At 74.3% G+C, this 18598-nt stretch carries 19 protein-coding genes and 1 pseudogene; 10 read left to right on the top strand and 10 right to left on the bottom strand.

Annotated features, from left to right (window positions below; translation table 11 throughout):
- Positions 1-5: 5 nt before the first annotated feature.
- Entirely contained in the window at positions 6-689 is a 684-nt protein-coding gene (locus tag ETD96_RS21470) for a hypothetical protein (protein WP_138638257.1), read from the bottom strand.
- Between the two features lie 228 nt (positions 690-917).
- On the opposite strand from ETD96_RS21470, the gene ETD96_RS21465 reads away from it, so the two are divergent.
- On the top strand, positions 918-1490 hold the full coding sequence (locus ETD96_RS21465) for a papain-like cysteine protease family protein (protein WP_138638256.1): 573 nt from the start codon (positions 918-920) through the stop codon (positions 1488-1490).
- Between the two features lies 1 nt (position 1491).
- Positions 1492-2295, top strand: a complete 804-nt coding sequence (locus tag ETD96_RS21460; RefSeq protein ID WP_138638255.1) for a hypothetical protein — start codon at positions 1492-1494, stop codon at positions 2293-2295.
- Here ETD96_RS21460 and ETD96_RS21455 read toward each other — a convergent pair.
- Together ETD96_RS21455 and ETD96_RS21450 are read right to left on the bottom strand one after the other, a co-directional pair.
- A complete protein-coding gene (locus ETD96_RS21455; protein ID WP_138638254.1) occupies positions 2292-3305 on the bottom strand; it encodes a LysR family transcriptional regulator in 1014 nt (337 codons plus the stop codon). The two genes, ETD96_RS21460 and ETD96_RS21455, sit on opposite strands and share 4 nt — an antisense overlap.
- A gap of 98 nt (positions 3306-3403) precedes the next feature.
- The gene (locus ETD96_RS21450) at positions 3404-4231 is read right to left on the bottom strand and encodes a helix-turn-helix transcriptional regulator (protein WP_240807974.1); all 828 of its coding nucleotides are present in this window, start codon (positions 4229-4231) and stop codon (positions 3404-3406) included.
- Positions 4232-4508: 277 nt separating this feature from the next.
- Here ETD96_RS21450 and ETD96_RS21445 point away from each other — a divergent pair, with 277 nt between their 5' ends.
- The 6 genes and pseudogenes from ETD96_RS21445 to ETD96_RS47935 all read left to right on the top strand — a co-directional run.
- Positions 4509-5825: an ATP-binding protein gene (locus ETD96_RS21445; protein WP_138638253.1), complete on the top strand. Its 1317-nt coding sequence runs from the start codon at positions 4509-4511 to the stop codon at positions 5823-5825.
- Entirely contained in the window at positions 5822-6256 is a 435-nt protein-coding gene (locus ETD96_RS21440) for a roadblock/LC7 domain-containing protein (protein ID WP_240807972.1), read from the top strand. Before ETD96_RS21445 ends, ETD96_RS21440 begins: the two co-directional genes overlap by 4 nt.
- Positions 6253-6609: a DUF742 domain-containing protein gene (locus ETD96_RS21435; protein ID WP_138638252.1), complete on the top strand. Its 357-nt coding sequence runs from the start codon at positions 6253-6255 to the stop codon at positions 6607-6609. Before ETD96_RS21440 ends, ETD96_RS21435 begins: the two co-directional genes overlap by 4 nt.
- On the top strand, positions 6587-7183 hold the full coding sequence (locus ETD96_RS21430) for a GTP-binding protein (protein ID WP_138638251.1): 597 nt from the start codon (positions 6587-6589) through the stop codon (positions 7181-7183). The genes ETD96_RS21435 and ETD96_RS21430 overlap by 23 nt, the downstream gene beginning before the upstream one ends.
- A complete protein-coding gene (locus ETD96_RS21425) occupies positions 7180-8361 on the top strand; it encodes a cytochrome P450 family protein (protein WP_205719381.1) in 1182 nt (393 codons plus the stop codon). The genes ETD96_RS21430 and ETD96_RS21425 overlap by 4 nt, the downstream gene beginning before the upstream one ends.
- A gap of 92 nt (positions 8362-8453) precedes the next feature.
- Positions 8454-10154: pseudogene (locus ETD96_RS47935) on the top strand (bifunctional copper resistance protein CopD/cytochrome c oxidase assembly protein); the annotation flags it as partial.
- 77 nt (positions 10155-10231) lie between these two features.
- Here ETD96_RS47935 and ETD96_RS46790 read toward each other — a convergent pair.
- The 5 genes from ETD96_RS46790 to ETD96_RS21395 all read right to left on the bottom strand — a co-directional run bounded on the left by ETD96_RS46790 (position 10232) and on the right by ETD96_RS21395 (position 15403).
- Entirely contained in the window at positions 10232-11551 is a 1320-nt protein-coding gene (locus tag ETD96_RS46790; protein WP_138638260.1) for an HD-GYP domain-containing protein, read from the bottom strand.
- An 11-nt stretch (positions 11552-11562) separates the two neighbouring features.
- Positions 11563-12915 carry an HD-GYP domain-containing protein gene (locus ETD96_RS21410; protein ID WP_138638249.1) on the bottom strand — a complete coding sequence of 451 codons (1353 nt, stop codon included), beginning with the start codon at positions 12913-12915 and terminating at the stop codon, positions 11563-11565.
- Positions 12916-13512: 597 nt separating this feature from the next.
- On the bottom strand, positions 13513-14439 hold the full coding sequence (locus tag ETD96_RS21405; RefSeq protein WP_138638248.1) for an NAD-dependent epimerase/dehydratase family protein: 927 nt from the start codon (positions 14437-14439) through the stop codon (positions 13513-13515).
- A 65-nt stretch (positions 14440-14504) separates the two neighbouring features.
- Positions 14505-14801: a mycothiol system anti-sigma-R factor gene (gene rsrA, locus ETD96_RS21400; protein WP_171069158.1), complete on the bottom strand. Its 297-nt coding sequence runs from the start codon at positions 14799-14801 to the stop codon at positions 14505-14507.
- Entirely contained in the window at positions 14798-15403 is a 606-nt protein-coding gene (locus tag ETD96_RS21395) for a sigma-70 family RNA polymerase sigma factor (protein ID WP_138638246.1), read from the bottom strand. The genes rsrA and ETD96_RS21395 overlap by 4 nt, the downstream gene beginning before the upstream one ends.
- A 338-nt stretch (positions 15404-15741) precedes the next feature.
- Between ETD96_RS21395 and ETD96_RS21390 the strand changes: the two genes are divergently transcribed.
- Positions 15742-16569: a class I SAM-dependent methyltransferase gene (locus ETD96_RS21390; protein WP_240807970.1), complete on the top strand. Its 828-nt coding sequence runs from the start codon at positions 15742-15744 to the stop codon at positions 16567-16569.
- A gap of 32 nt (positions 16570-16601) precedes the next feature.
- On the opposite strand, the gene ETD96_RS21385 is transcribed toward ETD96_RS21390, so the two are convergent.
- Positions 16602-16943 (bottom strand): TraR/DksA family transcriptional regulator, encoded by a 342-nt coding sequence (locus tag ETD96_RS21385; protein WP_240807968.1) that lies wholly within the window; start codon positions 16941-16943, stop codon positions 16602-16604.
- Between the two features lie 54 nt (positions 16944-16997).
- Positions 16998-17816: an SOS response-associated peptidase gene (locus ETD96_RS21380; RefSeq protein WP_171069157.1), complete on the bottom strand. Its 819-nt coding sequence runs from the start codon at positions 17814-17816 to the stop codon at positions 16998-17000.
- A gap of 111 nt (positions 17817-17927) precedes the next feature.
- Here ETD96_RS21380 and ETD96_RS21375 point away from each other — a divergent pair.
- A partial coding sequence (locus ETD96_RS21375; protein ID WP_138638244.1) for a DoxX family membrane protein occupies positions 17928-18598 on the top strand: 671 nt, incomplete at its 3' end.

Raw genomic sequence — 18598 nt, 5'->3', positions numbered from 1 at the left:
CAGCGTCAGCCGTGTATAAGCGACAGCGGTGAGCGCGGGGGCGGCGGGGCCGGGCGCGCGGCTGGGCGCGAGGTGGTGCCCGCCAGGTACATCCAGGCTTCGGTGGTGGTCTCCTTCACGGTGACCGTCACGGGTTCGAAGGCGCGCGGGTCGAGCGCGCCGTGCAGGTGGGCGACGAAGGCGTCGTAGACGAACGACGAGACGATGAAGCCCAGGTCGGCGCCCGTCTCGGCGAGGGCGGTCTTGAGGGCGGGCGCCTCCATGAGGCGGGCGGTCTGGATGATGGCCTGGCCGTTCAGGCCCTCGGCGTCGGGTGTGACGGGGCCGACGTGCAGGGCGACGCGGAGCTGGACGCGGACGGCGGGGCTCGCGCGGTGGTTGTGGCGGCGGAGCGCGACGGCCAGGTGGCCGGTGAGCGGGTCGATGAGCGAGGCGGTCGGGACGGCCGGGGAGACGATCACCAGGGCGCCGTCGCCGCGGTCCTCGCGGTAGGTGTCGGCGGCGGGGACGTCGGACGCCTCCAGCGCGGCCAGCAGCACCCCGTAGGTGACGTCGCGGACGACGCGGCGGTCGTCGTCGTCGCGGGACGGGTCGCCGAAGCCCGCGACGTCGCAGAAGAGCACGGAGCAGTTGAGCCCCGACCAGGTCGCGAGCGCGCGGGCGGGCGCGCGGTCGAGTGGTGCGTCCACGCACCCCAGTGAACGCCGCCGGCGGCGGGGCGTCCAGGTCGTCCGGCACAGAGCGGCGGGTATTGCGGCGTGTTATGGCCTGCTGGCATTTCCGCGCGTTCGGGGTGCGGTGCGACTTTTGTGGCGTTCCTCGGTCCCTCGCGCGGGGATTTCCGGCCGGAGTTTCCCCCGGCACCGGCCCGGAGTCGCGCGGGGGGCGCGGCCCACGCCGGGAGAAATGGCGGAAGCATGAGAACGCGTACCCGACCCGCCCGGGCACGCCGGTGGCTCGCGGCCGGTGCCGCGGGGGTGGCGGCGGCCACCTTCGCGGCGCCGGCCGTGGCGGCTTCGGCGCAGGACCTGCCGATCACGCAGCAGGTGCAGCAGCAGAACCAGTGGTGCTGGGTCGCCAGCGGGCTGACCATCGCCCAGTTCTTCGGAAAGGGGAACGTCAGCCAGAACGACTTCTGCAACCTCGGGCGCGGCTACCCGCGCGGGAGCTACTGCCCGAACCAGGCCGGCTACCTGGAGTACGACCAGCGCGCGTTCCAGGCGCTCGGGCTCTCCCCGGGGCAGGTCTCCGGGCCGCTGTCGCTCTCGTCGGTGCAGGCCGAGATCAACGGGCGGCGCCCGATCCTGACCGGCATCTACTGGACGGCCGGCGGCGGCCACGCGCAGGTCATCTACGGCTACTCCGGACAGACGGTCTCCTACGGCGACCCGTGGCCGTCCAGCCCCCGCTACGGGGAGATGTCCTATAGCAGCTACGTCAGCAACTACCAGTTCCGATGGGGCCAGGCCCTGTCCAGGATCGGGGGTTGAGATGCGCGGCAGTATGAAGATCGCGGCCGGCGCGGTGATCGGCGGCACGGTGATCGCCGGCACGGTGCTGATGGGCGGGAGCGTGGCGCTGGCCGCCGGGCCGCCGTCGGACGAGGCCGCCGCGGCGAAGGCGGCGCAGGCGCCCGCGGCGCGGCAGCGGCTCGCGGAGTTCTTCGTCCACCTGGACCAGCACCAGCGGGGTCAGCTGACGAACCAGGCCGTCACGAAGGCGCAGGCCCAAGCGAAGGCGCCGCGGCTCCAAGGAGCGGCGCAGAAGGTCTACTCGCTGAACCCGGCGTTCGTGAAGGGCGAGAGCGCCCCGGTCGCGACGTTCGCCTACATGGCGGTCGGCGCGGCGTCGGCGAGCGGGCAGCACGCGACGGTGTGGCTGACCGGGTCCGGCGCGAGCTGGCAGGTCATGAACATCATCTCGGGGTCGGACGAGGCGGCCTACCCGGCGCGGGCGGACGGCGGCACGGTGTTCACCGAGCCGCAGATCCACGCCTGGTACCGGCTGAAGGACGGCCGGGTCACCGCCCTCAACGACACCGCCAGGACGTCGGTCGGGAAGGCCGGCGTGACGGTGGCCGCGTACCAGCGGCTCGTGCACGGCCGGTACGCCGACAAGCTCCCCGGGACGGCCTACCAGCGGTCCGGGAAGCTCGGCGGCTACTCGCCGGCGACCGGCGTCCGCGGGCCGGTGCCGGATCGGGGCCCGGCACCGGCCCTCCTGGCGCTCGGCGCGGGTGGTGCCGTGACCGCCGCGGGCATCGCGGTGGCGCGGCGGCGCAGGGGCAGCTACTAGCGGCTCGGCGCGCGGGTCCCGGAGGCCGGTCCCCCTCCCGGGACCCGCGCGGCGAGCAGTGCCGGGTGCGCCTCGGGATGCTCGTCCCACCATTCGCGGTAGATCCGCTGGGCCTGGACGAGTCCCAGGTAGACGCCGGTGAAGGCGGCGCGCAGCCGCTCCGCCGCCGGTTCGGCCTCGGGACGCCACATCAGCACCACGCGCTGCGCGAGCGGGTCGCCGGCGATGCGGCGGAACGCGATCCCGTCGCGGGAGGCCGCGGTCGGCTGGTAGAGGCCGACGGCGCGCCCGGACCGGATCAGCGACGCCGAGATCTGCCAGTCGCTCGACCAGTACCGCACCCGCGGGGTGAACCCGGCCCCCGCGCACACGGCGCGGAAGTGGGCGGGCCACGGGCCGTCGTCGAGCGGGTCGTCCAGCCAGTCCCGGTCGGCGAGGTCGGCGAGGTCGACTGCCGGTCTGTCGGCGAGCGGGCCCGCGGCGGCCATCCCGACGAGCAGCGGCTCGCGCTCCACCAGGACGAGCCGCCGCAGCCCGTCGCGCGGGCGCGGGTCGTGGCCGGCCGGCTCCTGGAACAGCCCGATGTCGAGGGCGCCGGAGCCGAGCAGGGCGAGGATGCGGCCGCCGCCCGGGTCGACCCGCAGTTGCAGGCGCGCCTCCGGATGCAGCGCGTCGAGGTGCTCGCCGAGCCCGGTCAGCGCCGGGCACGCCTGGATCCCGATCCGCAGCAGCGGCGGCGCGGCGGGGAGCCGGTGCGCGAGCGCCGCGTTGAGGTCGTCGATGCCGGCGAGCGCGGCGCGGGCGCGGGTGGCGACCTCCGCCCCGACGGGCGTCGGCGTGACGCCCTCCGGCGAGCGGACGAACAGCTGCACGCCGAGGTGGCCCTCGACGCGGCGGAGCATCGTGCTGACGGCGGGCTGGGTGAGGCCGAGCCGCGCGGCGGCCTTGCTGATGCTGCCGGTGGCGGCGATCGCCTCGATCATCCGCAGATGGTGGGGGCCGAGGTCCACGGGCGCTCCTGACCTGTCGTCGCCCCGTGCCGCTGGTTCTCCGCCGCATGCTAGCGCCGGTCCGGCGGCGGCGGAATGGCAATCCGTGCCCGGCCCGGTCAGCGAGGCCCCGCGTCGCGGCGCAGGTCGCGCGGGCTGACGCCGAAGCGGCGGCGGAACGCGTGGCTGAGCGCGCTCGCGGAGGAGAAGCCGCTCGCGTGCGCGAGGTCGGTGATCGTGACGTTCCGGTAGAGCGGATCGCGCAGCCGGTCCCGGACGAGCCGGAGCCGCTCCTCGCGGATCAGCTCGCGCGGCGTCGTCCCGGCCCGCTGCAGCGCGAGCTGGATCTGCCGCAGCGACCAGCCGAGGTCCTGCGCCATCGCGGTGCCGGTGAGGCCGGGGTCGGCGGCGTGCTCGCGGACGTGCCGGCGCACCACCGCCTCCACCTCCGCGAGGTGGCCCGACGCGGGCGGCCGGGCGCGTCCCGCGACGAGCAGGCACAGCAGCTCGGTGATCCGGTCGCAGGCGGCGTCGAACTGCGGCTCGGACAGGCTGTCGCGCTCCTCCCCGACGGCCCGCACCATGTCGGCGACGACGCGGCCGAGCCCGGCGGTCAGGTCGATGCCGGTCACCGGCAGCGCCGGGACGTTGGGCCGCCCGGCCATCTCGCGCGCCGGGATCGTCAGCACGAGCGCGCGGCCGGGCCGCCGCCGGTCGACGCGCAGCGGCGCGGCCGGCGGGACGAGCCCGCCCGTGCCGGGGCGCAGCCGCGCCTCGCGGGCGCCGTCGAGCATGAGCAGCTCGCCGTGCAGCGGCAGCAGGAACCGGTAGCCCTCGGCGCCGGGATCGGGGCGGCCCTCCTCGTACAGGACGAGCCGGTAGGCGTCGCGCCGGACCGGCCCGCCGAGGAGGTCGTCCACCCGCAGGCCCTTTCCGCCGGTCCGCACCGCGCCGGACCTGGTCCGGAGCGGTGATCGCTTGCGCGCCCGAGCGTAGTACGCGCGATGCCACCGATTCACCTGATTCCAGCGGAAAGTAACGCGATTCAGACTGTCGGTGATCTTGCCGTGCGCCCGGCGGCAGGTTCCTTGCGCGCGGGCACAAGCACGCGCCCCCGAACCGCCCTACGGTGCCGAACCTGTGGCGTGTTCCGCGCCACTCCCCCCACCTCCGGCCCCGCGGCCGGTCCACCTCGCCCGAAAACCCCTCTGCACCGAGGATCTGATGGAGCAATTCCTCCTGGCGGCGGCGTTCGTCCTCGCGGCGGGCGCCGGCATCGCCGCCGCCGCCCTGCTGGCACGCCAGCGGCGGGCGACCGCCGACCTGCGCGAGCAGAACTCCGTGCTCGCCCACGGCCTGGACCTGCGGGAGCGCGAGCTGCGGCACCTCGCCGAGGTCCGGCTGCCCGAGCTCATGGAGTCACTGACCAACCCGGGCGTGCGCGTCACCGGACCGCTGCACGACCTCGACCGCGAGGCCCCCGCGTACGGCCAGGCGATGCGCACCGTCGTGGACCTGTTCTCCGGCGCCACCGCGGGCGTCCGGGAGCGCGCCGACCGGTCGGCGAAGTCGACGCTGCGCGCGATGATGCGCGCCGTGCAGAGCCTCGCGAACGAGCAGCAGCTCGCCATCTCGCACATGCAGGAGCGCCACGACGACCCCGACGTGCTGGAGGGCCTGCTCCGCATCGACCACATGAACGCCCAGCTCGGACGGCGCGCGCAGGCCACCGCCGTGCTGTGCGGGTCGTGGCCGGGGCAGCAGCGGTCGGCGTCCTCGCTGACCGACGTGGTGCGCGGCGCCACCTCCCGCATCCGCGACTACCTGCGCGTCAACCTGGAGGGGTCGCTGAACGCCGCCGTGACGAGCCGCGCCGTCGAGCCGATCGTGCTGACCCTCGCCGAGCTGCTGGACAACGCCGCCCGGCACTCCCGTCCCGACACCGCCGTCGAGGTCAACTTCCGCTCCGCGCACAACGGCGTCGCCATCACCATCGACGACGCGGGCGTCGCGATGGACGCCGACGAGCTGCAGCGCGCGGCGGAGCTGCTGTCCGGCGACGCGTCGGTGGACATCCACCGGCTCGGCGACCCGCCCCGCGTCGGGTTCGCGGTCGCGGGCGTGCTCGCCGCCCGGTACGGGTTCCGGGTGTCGGTCGACAGCCACTCCCCCTACGGCGGCGTGCGCGCCGTGGTGTTCGTCCCGTCCGCGCTGCTCACCGAGATCCCGGACGAGCGGGCGCCCGCACCGGCGGCGGAGCTCCCGGCGGCCGCGGCGGCGGGCGCGTCAACGGCCGGCGGGCTGCCCAAGCGCAGCCGCGTCGCCGTCGCCGAACGCCCCGCCGAACCCGAGGGCGACGCGGCGGCCGCGCCGGACACCGGAGACTCCGGCGGCGCCCCGGTGCCGCCGCCGCCCCGGCCGGCGCGGGAGACCGCCGCCGGCCTCGGCGCCTGGCAGCGCGGCACGCGCTCCGGCCGCGCCGCGACGCCGTCCGGCGACCCGTCCGGGTCCGGCGCTGACAGTAAGGATCTGCGGCCATGAACGAGGGGTGGAACGGCGCGATGGACGACGGTACGAACCGGCTCGGCTGGATGCTCGACGACGCGCTGCGGATGCCGGAGACCCGCTACGCGATCCTGCTGTCGGCCGACGGCCTGCTCATGGCGCACTCGGAGCGGATCGGGCGAGACGAGGCGGAGCGGCAGGCGGCCGGCATGGCGGGCCTGCAGTCGCTCGCGCGCAGCACCGCCGAGTTCTGCGGCGACGCGGGCACCACCTGGCGGCAGACGGTCAACGAGTTCGACGACGGCTACGTGTTCCTCGTCGCCGCCGGCCCCGGCGCCTACCTCGCGGTGTCGGCGACGCAGCGCGTCGACATGGAGACCGTGTCGTTCCGGCTGCAGGAGCTGGTGCAGCGGCTGGGCAAGGAGCTGACCAGCCCGCCGCGACCGGGCGCGGGCAGTCCCGCATGACCCCGCGCCGGAACGAGCGCGCCCTGGTCCGCCCGCACGTCGTCACCGGCGGGCGGGCGCACCCGACCCGCAACGTCTTCGACCTCGTCACCCTCGTCATCGCCACCGGCGACCTGCCGCGCAAGGGCCTCACCCCGGAGAAGCTCCGGATCGTCGAGCTGTGCCGCGGCGGCGCCCTGTCGGTCGTCGAGATCTCCGGGCACCTCGACCTGCCCGTCGGGGTCGTCAAGGTGCTGCTCTCCGACCTCGTCGACGGCGGGCACCTCACCACCCGGGCCGCCGCGCCCGCCGACCGGCAGCCGAAGGTCCGGCTCCTTCAGGAGGTGCTCGATGGGCTCCGCGCTCGCCTCTGACCCGTCCTACGTCCGCGACAGCGTCCGGACCGCCGTCAAGATCCTCATCGTGGGGCACTTCGCGGTCGGCAAGACCACCTACGTCGGGACGCTGTCGGAGATCCGCCCGCTGCGCACCGAGGAGCGGATGACGCAGGCCGGCGCGACCGTGGACGACCTCGCCGGCATCCGGGACAAGACCACCACCACCGTCGCGATGGACTTCGGCCGCCTCACCCTCAGCGACGACCTCGTCCTGTACCTGTTCGGCGCCCCCGGCCAGCAGCGGTTCACCCGGCTGTGGGACGACCTGGCGCGCGGCGCCCTCGGTGCGCTGATCCTGGTGGACACGGCCCGGCTCCAGGAGTCGTTCGCCGTCATGGACATCGTGGAGAAGCAGGGCCTGCCGTACGCGGTGGCCGTCAACCACTTCGACGGCTCGCCCGTCTTCCCGGAGGGCGAGGTCCGCGAGGCCCTCGACCTCGCGCCCGGCACGCCGCTGGTCACCTGCGACGCCCGCGACCGCAGGTCGTCCACCGAGGCGCTGATCTCCCTCGTCGACCACCTCCTCACCCTGGACACGGAAACGGCATGACCGAACCGGAGCGCTTCCCCCTGTACGGCCCCGAGTACGCCCGGGACCCCGCCGCCACCTACGCCCGGATGCGCGCCCACGGCGACCTCGCGCCCGTCGAGCTGGCCCCCGGCGTCCCGGCGACGCTGGTCATCGGGTACGAGGCCGCGCTGGAGATCCTGCGCGACCCCGACACCTTCCCGCGCTGCAGCGAGGTGTGGGAGGAGGAGGTCGGCCCGAGCTGCCCGGTGCTGCCGATGATGATGGCGCGGCCGAACGCGCTGTTCACCAACGGCGCCGTGCACGCGCGCCTGCGGTCGGTGATCGTCGACAGCCTCGACCGCATCGACCCGGCGGCGCTGCGCGAGCACACCCAGGTCAGCGCCGACACCCTCATCGACCGGTTCGCGGACGACGGCAAGGCCGACCTCATCGGCCAGTACGCCCGCACGCTGCCGCTGCTGGTGTTCAACCAGATGTTCGGCTGCCCCCGCGACATCGGCGACAAGCTCGTCCGCGGCATGAGCGCCATCTTCGACGCCGTGTCCGCCGAGGAGGGCAACGCGCTGCTCGCCGAGGGCAACGCCGAGCTCGTCGCCTACAAGCGGGCGAATCCCGGCGCGGACGTGACGTCGTGGATGATGCGGCACCCCGCCGGCCTCGACGACCTGGAGATGGCCCACCAGCTCACGCTGCTGATCGGCGCCGGCACCGAGCCGGAGCAGAACCTCATCGCCAACGGCATCCTGCTGCTGCTGTCGGACGACCGGTTCGGCGGCGACCTCGCGGGCGGCAGCATGCCCGTCGAGGACGCGCTCGACGAGATCCTGTGGACCGACCCGCCGATGGCCAGCTACGGGACGACGTTCCCCCGCCGCGACATCGACTTCCACGGGCACCTGCTGCCCGCCCACCAGCCCGTCCTGATCGGCTACGCCGCCGCGAACACCGACCCGTCCCGGTCGGTGGCCGACCGGAAGGGCAACCGCGCGCACCTGTCGTTCGCCGGCGGGCCGCACACCTGCCCGGCCAAGAGCCACGCCCGGCTGATCGCGTCCGCCGCCATCGAGGTGCTCCTCGACCGGCTGCCCGACCTGGACCTCGCCGTCCCGAGGGACGCGCTGGAGTGGCGTCCCGGCCCATTCCACCGCGCGCTGGTCGCCCTCCCGGTCACATTCCCGCCCGCAGAGACGCGCTGACCTGAACCAGCGGCGGGGGTGCGCGCGTACCACCGGCCGTGACGGCACCTGAGGCGATCCCCGACCCGCCCGCGGCCCGCACCGACCGGACGATGCTCGCCATCGGCGCCGCCGCGCTCGCGCTGGTCGTCCTCGCGCTGGTGGTGCGGCTGGGCGGCGCGTTCAGCGAGACCGCCGTCCCCGGCCTGTCGCGGGCGGGGGCGCTGACCAAGACCGGGCTGTCGGTCGCCAGGCTCGGCGGCGACGTCGCGGCGGTCCTCACGGTCGGCTGGCTGCTGGTGGCCGCCGTGTTCGTGCCGGGGACGTCCGGCACCGGCCGCCGCTGCCTGCGCGCCGCGTCGCTGACCGCGCTGGCGTGGGCGCTGTGCACGCTGGCGCTGATCGTGTTCACCGTCCTCGACCTCTTCGGGACGGGCCTCGGCGGCGTCACCGGGAACATGCTGCGGACGCTGCTCATCGAGCTGCCGCAGGGCCGGGCGCTGCTGCTCGTCCTCGCTTCCGCGCTCGCCTTGGCCGTCGCGGCGAGCCTGCCCCGCGCGGCGGGCGGCGCCGGATACCTGCTCGCGGGCGCGCTCGCCGCGATGCTGCCGCCGCTGTTCACCGGGCACGCCGCGAGCGCCGCCAACCACGCGCTCGCCGTCTGGAGCCTCGCCGCCCACGTGGCGGGCGCCGCGCTGTGGGTCGGCGGGCTCGTCGCCCTGGTCACCCTCGCGCCCGGCATGCGGGACGGCCTGCCCCGCGTCGCCGAGCGGTACAGCGGCCTCGCGCTCATCGCGTTCGCCGTCGTCGGCGCCAGCGGCGCGGTCAACGCCTGGGTGCGGCTCGGCGGCGTCCACCTCGGGTCGCGGTACGGGATGCTGGTCGTGGCGAAGGGCGTCGCGCTCGCCGTGCTCGGCGCCCTCGGCTGGTGGCACCGCCGCGCCACGCTCCCCGCGCTCCGGGACGGCGCGAACCGCCGTCCCTTCCTGCGCCTCGGCTCGGTCGAGGTCCTCGTCATGGCGGCGACGATGGCGCTCGCCGCCGGGCTGTCCCGCACGCCGCCGCCCGAGAACGCCCCGGGCACCCTCGACGTCGTCGCGCTGCGGCTCGGCTTCCCGCTGCCCGGCCCGGCCGGGCTCGGCCCGTACCTCCTCGACTGGTGGGTCGATCCGCTGTTCGCCGTGCTGATCGTCACCGCGGCCGTGCTGTACGGGGCGGGCGTCGCGCGCGTCCGGGACTGGCCGGCGCGCCGCAGCGCGGCGTGGGCCGCCGGCCTGCTCGTCCTGCTGCTCGCCACCGCGAGCGGGATCTCCCGCTACAGCATGGTGCTGTTCAGCGCGCACGCCGTCCAGCACGTCCTCGTCGGGCTCATCGCGCCGCCGCTGCTGCTGTACGGGGCTCCGGTGCGGCTCGCGCTCCAGGCCATGCGCGGGGAGGGCCGCGCGCTGCTCGCCGCCGCAGCGGGCAGCCGGGGGCTGCGGGCGCTCAGCCATCCGGCGGTCGCGTGCCCGCTGCTGCTGCTCAGCCTCTACGCGTGGTATGTGTCGCCGCTGTTCCCGCCGTCGCTCGGCAACCACGCGCTCCACTCACTCGCCATGCTCGCCTTCCTCGCCGCCGGGCTGGCGTACTTCCACGGCGCGACGGGCGCGCTCGTGCCGTTCGCCCTGCTGCCGCTGCACGTGCTCGCCGGGGTGGCGCTCATGCGGGACGGGACCGTCCTCGGCAACTGGTACGAGGACCTCGGCCGCACCTGGGGCCCGCCACCGCTGGACGACCAGCACTTCGGCGCGCTGCTGCTGTGGACCGCCGCGGCCGCCGTCACGGCGGCGCACGGCGCCCACGGACTCTCCCGGCGCTACGGGCTACTCCGGCGCTACGGACTCACCCGGTACTACGGGCGGGGCCGCCGGTCGACGACGCGGCTGAGCGCCTCCACGACCGTCGGGTCGTACTCGGCGGCCGAGTCGAGCCGGAGCCGCTCCAGCACGGCGGCGCCCCGGTCGCGGTCGGCGGAGTCGCCGACGAGGTCGTCGTAGGCGTTGGCGACCTTGATGATGCGGCTGGCGAGCGGCGGCGGCAGCGGCCGCTGCCCACCCGCGTCACCGGCCGGGTCGCGGCCCGTCCGGTACGGGTGCGAGGACAGCTGCACGACGTGGGCCACCCGGTCCAGCACCCCGGTCTGCTTGATCACCTCGGCGCCCAGCTCGGCGATGCGGCGCTGCTCGGCCGGGGACGCCAGCACGGTCGCGCCGCCCGGGATCGGGTCGCCGAGCGACAGCTGCCCGATGTCGTGCATCAGCGCCGCGTACTCCAGTTCGAGCAGCTCCTCCTCGGCCATGCCGAGCTCGCGGCCCATCGCGACCGCGAGCCGCGCCACCCGCCGCGAGTGCCCGGCCTCGACGTAGCCGCCGACCTCGGTGACCCGCGACAGCGCGCGGACGGTCTCCAGGTAGGTGGCGCGGATCCCGGCGTACCGGCGGAACGCGAACTGCGTCACCAGGATCGGCACGGTGAAGATCAGCAGCGCGGCCTCGCCCATCGCGGTCGTCGCGACCGCGATCAGCATGGCGGTCGCGCTGGTCGCCGCGCACAGCGCGATCTTCGCCTCGATCTCGTCGCGCAGCGCGATGCCGAACCGCGCCCGGACGGTCTCCGCCCGGATCACCGCGGCGATCAGCACGTCGCTGAAGCACGACGCGACCACGACGAGGCCCATCACGGCCAGCAGCAGGTACCAGGCGAGGTCGAGGGTCAGCACCGGCCGGAAGCACAGCGCGATGACGGCGACGTTGAACAGCCGGCGGGCCATCGCGTCCGGCCGCGGCATCCGGCCCACCGCGATGTGCGGCAGCGAGCCGACCAGCATGCCGACCGCGGTGACGGCGACGACCTGCAGCGCGGAGTGCTCGGCCGGGACGACGCCGAGCGGCGCGCCCGGCGGGGCGCCCTCGGGGCCGACGCCGACCAGCAGCGCGTACCCCATCGCGCCCGCGGTGGCGATCGGGGCGACCTCCCGGTTGCCCGGCATCACCATGCGGAACAGCTCGCCCAGCGCGATCAGCACGCCGAACATGATCGCGATGTCGGCCTGCCGGAGCCCGACCGCGGCGACCTGGGTGACGGCGACGACGACGAACAGCCCGGCGGTCGCGATGAGCAGCAGCTGGCCGGAGTCGATGGTCTGCCACGCCGCCCGTTCCCGGGCGGGCATCTGGCCGGTGGTCACTGGTGCCGCACCTCGTCGCCGCCGGTGACCCGCAGCGGGGCGCTCGGGTCGTCGTGGTCCTGCCGGGTGGTCTCGACGACGTCGTCGTCCGGCAGCACGACCGGGTCGGGCGGCTCCCAGCCCTCGCGGTCGAGCGCGCGCAGGAACGCCTCGACCATCTCGGGGTCGAAGTGGTCGCCCATCCCGCGTCGCAGCTCGGCCACGGCCTCCTCGATGCTGCGGGCGGCCCGGTAGGAGCGCGTCGAGGTCATCGAGTCGAACGCGTCCGCCACCGAGATGACCCGGGCGAACTCGGGGATCTCGTCCCCGGCGAGGCCCATCGGGTAGCCGCGGCCGTTCATCTTCTCGTGGTGGTGCATGATCCCGGCGAGCGCCTCGTCCAGGAACCCGATCTCGCGGACGATCTCCAGCCCGCGCATCGGGTGCAGCTGGATCGCGGCGAACTCCTCCTCGGTCATCGGCCCGTTCTTCTGCAGCACCTTGGTGGGGACGCCGAGCTTGCCGACGTCGTGCAGCATCCCGGCGTAGCGGATCGCCTCGACCCGGTCGGCGCGCATCCCGATCTCCTGCGCGATCATCACCGAGCCGCGGGACACGCGCTCGGAGTGCCCGCGGGTGTAGTAGTCCTTGGTCTCGACCGCCTGGCACAGCGCGGCGAGGGTGGCGGCGTGCGCCTGCTGCTGCGCGTACGCCTGGTCCATGGCCCACCGGGCGATGAACAGCGGGAGCAGGACGAGCACGGCGGCGAACGGGCCGACCCGCGGCCACAGCCCGGCGATCAGCAGGCCGACCATGCCGTACCCGAGGCAGCCGACGGCGAGCTGGCCGCTCTCGTGCAGCAGCTCGCGCGGCGCGGCCTGCCGGCTGAGCAGCAGGACCCCGGCGGTCAGCGCCAGGTTGACCACCACGAACGCGACCAGCGCGCCGAGGAACGGCCCGATGACGTGCTCGACCCAGCGGGCCTTCTCCGGGTGGAAGCGGTCGCCGCCGAGCAGCTCGAAGACCGTCCCGGAGACGAAGCCGCTGAGCGCGAACTGCGCGCCGTTGAACACGCGCTTGACCGGGGCGAAGAACCGCTGCCCGGTGACCACGGCGACCAGGCCGAGCAGCGCGGCGCCGGTGGGGCCGAGCAGCACCACCGAGGCCAGGCTCGCGGCGAAGCTCAGCGACACCCTGGCGCGCGCGACGGTCAGCCGCGCGGGCGCCGAGTCGCAGACCAGGAACAGCAGGGCCAGCACGACCAGCTTGCCCCAGTCCAGCTCCGCGAAGGACGAGGTCGCGATGAGGCCGGCCGCGACGGCCACCACACCGCTGACGTACGCCCAGGCAGCGAGAGGAAGTCCACGCATTGCCGCCCCTCGGGGAGTGACGAGATGGCGGGCCGCCGCCGGGGTGCTGTGCGCCTGCCGGCACCTAGACCCAGGACACGCCCTTGGTCAGCATCAACGACGACGCCGGGGCGCTCGGGCACCGGCCGTGTCCTGCCGGCGACACGCGTTCGTGCATGGCTCCTTGCCTCCCCCCGCCGATCCGGGCCGTCCCGGCCTCGCGGCCGGCCTTCCGAGGGGCCGGGCGCGGGGCCCGGCTTCCCGGGCGAGCACATACCCCGAATTGCATCGGCACGCACGTGCTCCCGTCGCTGATTTCGGCATAAGCCTAACGCGAACTGCCCAGGTCACACAGGCGTCAGGGAAAAACTGAGCAAAGCGTGAACCGACCGTCACCATAGGTGATCAATTGCCCCGGTGAATACACCCAACGTAAGCGCACAATCCGACTGCACAACAGAATGCACGTGCATCGGCAAACGCACGCCCAACCCGAGTCTTTTTCATCCCCGTCGGCCACCGCCGGTACGCCATACCGTACCTCTCGGATGAAAAAGACTCACCCCAAGGAAATAACCGCAAAGCGACAACCCCGTGTTTTGGGGTATGCGCCCGAATTCAGCCGCGCGCAGTGCCGCGCTCGCGGGCCCAGGCGACGGTCTCGGCGATCCCCTCGGCGAGGGCGGTCGTCGGCTCCCAGCCGAGCGCCTCGCGCGTCGCCGCCGGGTCGACGGACATCGCGGGCAGGTCGCCGAGCCGGGGCGGGGCGAACTCCGGGTCGTCCGGCGCGCCCGCCGCCTCGGCGACCAGCGTGTGCAGGTCCCGGTCGGTCGTCTGGAGCCCGGTGCCCACGTTGAAGCGTCCCCCGCCGCCCGCCTCCCCGGCGGCGCGGGCGAAGGCGTCGACCACGTCCAGGACGTAGACGTAGTCGCGGGTCTGGGTGCCGTCGCCGTAGACCTTGGTCGGACGGCCGGCCAGCAGCGCGTCGGTGAAGATCGACACGACGCCCGCCTCGCCCTCGGGCGTCTGCCGCGGCCCGTAGACGTTCGCGAGCGTCAGCGTCGTGAAGTCGATGCCGTGGAGCTGCTTGTACATCCCCGCGTACACCTCGCCGGCGACCTTCGAGGCCGCGTACGGCGACGCGGGCCGCAGCTCGGCGTCCGCCGGGACGGGCAGCGCGTCCGGCACCCCGTAGACCGCGCAGCTGGAGGTCACCACGACCTTGCGCCCGCCGGCGGCGCGCGCGGCCTCCAGCACGTTGGCGGTGCCGACCACGTTCGTGCGGGCGTCGCCCAGCGGGTCGGACACGCTGACGCGCACGCTGACCTGCGCGGCCAGGTGGCAGATCACCTCGGGGCGGCGGACCGCGACCTTCTCCGCCAGCGCCGGGTCGGCGACGTCCATCTCCCACATCTCGACGCCCGGGCGGATGTTGGTGCCGGACGACAGGTCGTCCACGCCGATGACCTCATGGCCGTCGGCGAGGAGCCGGTCGACGAGATGGGAGCCGATGAAGCCGGCCGCGCCGGTGACGAGTGTGAGCACCCGCAGCACGATACCGAAGCGCCGGGCCCGCGCCCGGCCGCGCCGGGACGGGACGGGCGCGGGCCTCAGACGCTCTCGGACCTGTCGGCGCCGCCGGACGCCTTGATCTCGCCGCAGATCTCCTCGATGCGGCCGAGCACCTTGGCGCGCAGGTCGGTGGGCGCCTGCTCGCACCCGCAGGACTTGTTCACCAGTTTCTTGACGGCCTCTTCGAGCCCGTACTCGCGCAGGCACGGCCCGCACTCGTCGAGGTGCTGGCGCACCTCGCCGCAGCCGCCCTGGTCGAGCTCGCCGTCCAGGTAGGTGTAGACCCGCGCGAGGACCTCGTCGCAGGGCGTCTCGTGGTGGTTCCCACAGCTCATGATGACCCCCTGGTGGCGCGCGTCAGGCCGCGCTCCTCAGCGTAGTCCTCCAGCATGCCGCGCAGCTGGCGCCGGCCGCGGTGCAACCGGGACATCACCGTGCCGATGGGCGTGCCCATGATCTCGGCGATCTCCTTGTAGGCGAAGCCCTCGACGTCGGCGAGGTAGACGGCGATCCGGAACTCCTCCGGCAGGTCCTGCAGGGCCCGCTTCACGTCCGAGTCGGGCAGGTGCTCCAGCGCCTCGGCCTCCGCCGACTTCAGCCCGCTGGAGGTGTGCGACTCGGCGCGCGCGATCTGCCAGTCCTCGATGTCCTCGGTGGCGGCCTGCTGCGGCTGGCGCTGCTTCTTGCGGTAGGAGTTGATGAACGTGTTGGTCAGGATGCGGTACAGCCAGGCCTTGAGGTTCGTGCCCTCCTTGAACTGGTGGAAGGACGCGAACGCCTTGGCGAACGTCTCCTGGACGAGGTCCTCGGCGTCGGCCGGGTTGCGCGTCATGCGCAGCGCGGCCGAGTACAACTGATCCAAGAACGGGAGCACGTCGCGCTGGAACCGCTCCTGGCGCTGCTCCACGGTCTCCGTGGTGCCCGGTACCTGTCCCACCCCCTCGGCTGTGGCGCCCTCGGCCCTGGCTCGGCCTGCGGCGTCGTGTCCCACAGACGATATCGGTCCGCGCGGCCGGCCGACGCGGACGGGTGGCCGCGCGTCGCCGCGGGCCGCCGCGGCGCCGGCTCTCCGCTGCTGGTCGGCGACGGCTGTCGTCATCGGCTCGCACCTCCGTATTGCTCGTGTGAGACGGTGCAACACCGGAACGGCCCCGCCGATTCCCGGGGTGAGGCCCCGGCCGGATCCCCGCCGCACCCGGTGCCGCGTCACTCAGGGTGATGATCGGGGTCGGACGGGGAAGGTAGTGACATAGACGGCGAGAACAGGAGCATTTGGTGCACTCCGTGCCATCGGCGCGACCTTCCGAGCCCAGCATCGCCAGCCTGCGCGACACCTCCGGAGCCGCGGCCGGGGACTCCCTGGCCAGCTACTGGAGGTTCTACCGGGCGGTGGCGGACGCCCAGCTCGCCCGGTGGCTGCCGCGGCGGCCGTCCCGCGTGCTGGACATCTCCGGCGGCCAGGGGCACAGCGCCCGCCGGGCCGCCGACGCCGGCCACGCGGTGCTGGAGGTGCGCGATCCCGACCGCCCGGGCCGCCCGCCCGGCCGCGCCCGCCAGGACGGCGCCCACCGGGACGGAGCGGAGCGCCCGCCGCGGGGCCCGGTCCCGGTGGTCGGCGACTCCGGCACGCTGCCCTACCTCGCCGACGCCTCGGTGGACGCCGTGGTCGCCGAGAACCGCGTGCTGTCCCGGCACCTGGCCACCGAGGCCACCGTCGCGGAGATCGCCCGCGTGCTGCGCCCCGGCGGCCGCGTCCTGCTCTGCGTCGACTCCCTCACCCTCGGGATGGCGCTGCTCGCCGAGCGCAACTACTGGGCGCACCTGTCGGACGTCCCGAGCGCCGAGGTCGTCCTCGTGCCCTGGCCGGATGGGACGATCACCCGCTCGTTCTCGTCCCACCAGCTCCGCGAGCTGCTCGCCGACGCGGGCCTCGACGTCGAGTGGATCCGGCCGCGCACGGTGCTCTCGCCCTCCACGGTCGAGCACGTCCTCGGCGAGTCGCCCCGCGCGCTCGCCCGCCTGGTGCGGACCGAGCTGAACGCCCGGCAGACGGACGAGTCGCTCGGCATCCACCTGCTCGCCAGCGCCCGCCGGGCCGGCTAGCCGGAGCCGGGCGCGGGGCGAGGGGCGGCCGGTCAGCGCCTGCGGTCGCGCCTGCCCTGGCAGGCGATGCAGCGGGCGGCGTCCGGGCGGGCCTCCAGGCGGCCCTCCGGGACGGCCTCGCCGCAGTCGACGCACCGGCCGTAGGCGCCGGCGGCGATCCGGTCCAGGGCGGCGGCCACCCGGCCGCGGTGGCGTTCGAGGGAGTCCAGCGCGGCCTCCACCCGGTCGTGGTCGGTGAGACCGGCCCCGGCGTCCGCGGCGGAACTGTCGCGCTCGGGCGTCTCGCCGCGAAGAATGGCGATGGAACGGTCCAGATCCACGAGCATGGCCTCGAGGCGGGAACGGGCGGCGGCGGTGTCCACGGTCGTGCGCACTCCTCGCACTGGAGCCGCCCTCCCCCGCCGAGGCGGCGCGGTCACAACAACGGGTCAGAACAAACTGTCGGCCTGATCACCAGAGCTATCCCCAGAAATGACCGGCTCTATGAGTTCCGGCCCGTTGTTTCGCACGCTGTTGACGGCTTTCGACACCGGGAAGGCGTCCATTGTCCCGGCCATGGCGGGCACGAGCAGCCCGCGGACCTGCTCGGTGTCGGTGAGCTCCGGGTCGAGCCAGGCGTCCCAGCGGTCCCGCTCGACGATCATCGGCATCCGGTCGTGGATCCGGCCGAGGTCGTCGGGCGCGTCGGTGGTGATGACGGTGCACGTCCACACCCACTCGCCCTCCTCGATCCCCCCGGCACCGCCCTCGGGCGACTTCCACAGCTCGTACAGCCCGGCCATCGCCATGACCTCGCCGTCGTTCGGCCGGATGAAGTAGGGCTGCTTCTGCGGCTTCTTCTTCGCCTTCTTCTCGCCCTCCGCCGGATCGGGCGAGTCGCCCTGGTCCTGGATCGTGTACCACTCGAAGTAGCCGTCGGCGGGCAGCAGGCACCGGCGCCGGGCGAACGCGCGGCGGTAGGACGGCTTCTCGTGCACGGTCTCGAACCGCGCGTTGATCATCCGGGAGCCGATCGAGAGGTCCTTGGCCCAGGACGGGACGAGCCCCCAGCGCACCGTCCGCAGCTGGCGGACCGCGGCCTCCTCCTCCGGGGCGTCCTTCGGGCGCCGGTTCAGCACCGCCGGCACCTGCTTCGTCGGCGCGACGTTGTAGTCGGGCTGGATGTCCCCGTCGACCGCGTCTACCTGCACCTGGAACTCGTCCAGGAGCTCCTGACGCGCGCGGGTGGTGGCATAGCGTCCGCACATGGGTCCCATAACACCACGAGCCGGCGACACCCGGCCGCCATGGCGCCGCGGCACGCGTGAGTCCCCTTACGGCCGCGCTTGAGGCGCGGCGCGTTGGGCATGTAGCCGGTCATGCGACCCTTCACGACCATGGCCCGCCCGCTCGTGGCGGCGCCCTACATCATGACAGGCCTGGACGCCATCCGCGATCCGCGCGAGCGCGCCGAGCAGGTCGGCCCGGCCGTCAAGCCGGTCGCCGACCGGATCGAGTGGATGCCCAAGGACCCCGAGACGCTCGTCCGCATCGAGGGCGCGATCAGCCTCGGCACGGGCGCGCTGCTGCTGACCGGCCGGTTCCGGCGGCTGACGACGCTGCTGCTCGCCGCGCAGCTGGTCCCGGCGCTGGCGACCGAGCACCGCTACTGGACCGAGGACGACCCCGAGCGCCGCGCCAGCGAGCGCTCGCACCTGCTGAAGAACGCCGCGCTGTTCGGCGCGCTGCTGATGGCGGCGACCGAGCCGCGCCGCCCGCCGCGCGCCGCGGAGCTGCGCCGCGCGCTGCGCGAGACGCAGATCAAGAGCGGCGCGGACGCGAAGGCGATGCGCCGGGAGGCCGCCGCCACGCTGCGGGACGCCCGCCGGGAGGCCGCCCGCCAGGTGCGGATCGCGCGCGCGGAGGCCGGGCGCAAGGCCGCCGTGCAGGGCGCGAAGGCGGCCAAGATGAAGAAGAGCGCCAAGCCGGGCGGCGGCATGCTCAAGCCGGGCGGCATGCTCAAGGCCGGGAAGGCGGGCAAGGCGGGGGG

Source organism: Actinomadura geliboluensis (assembly GCF_005889745.1).
GTDB classification, from domain to species: Bacteria; Actinomycetota; Actinomycetes; order Streptosporangiales; family Streptosporangiaceae; genus Spirillospora; species Spirillospora geliboluensis.
This window is presented reverse-complemented; position numbering and strand designations above follow the sequence as displayed.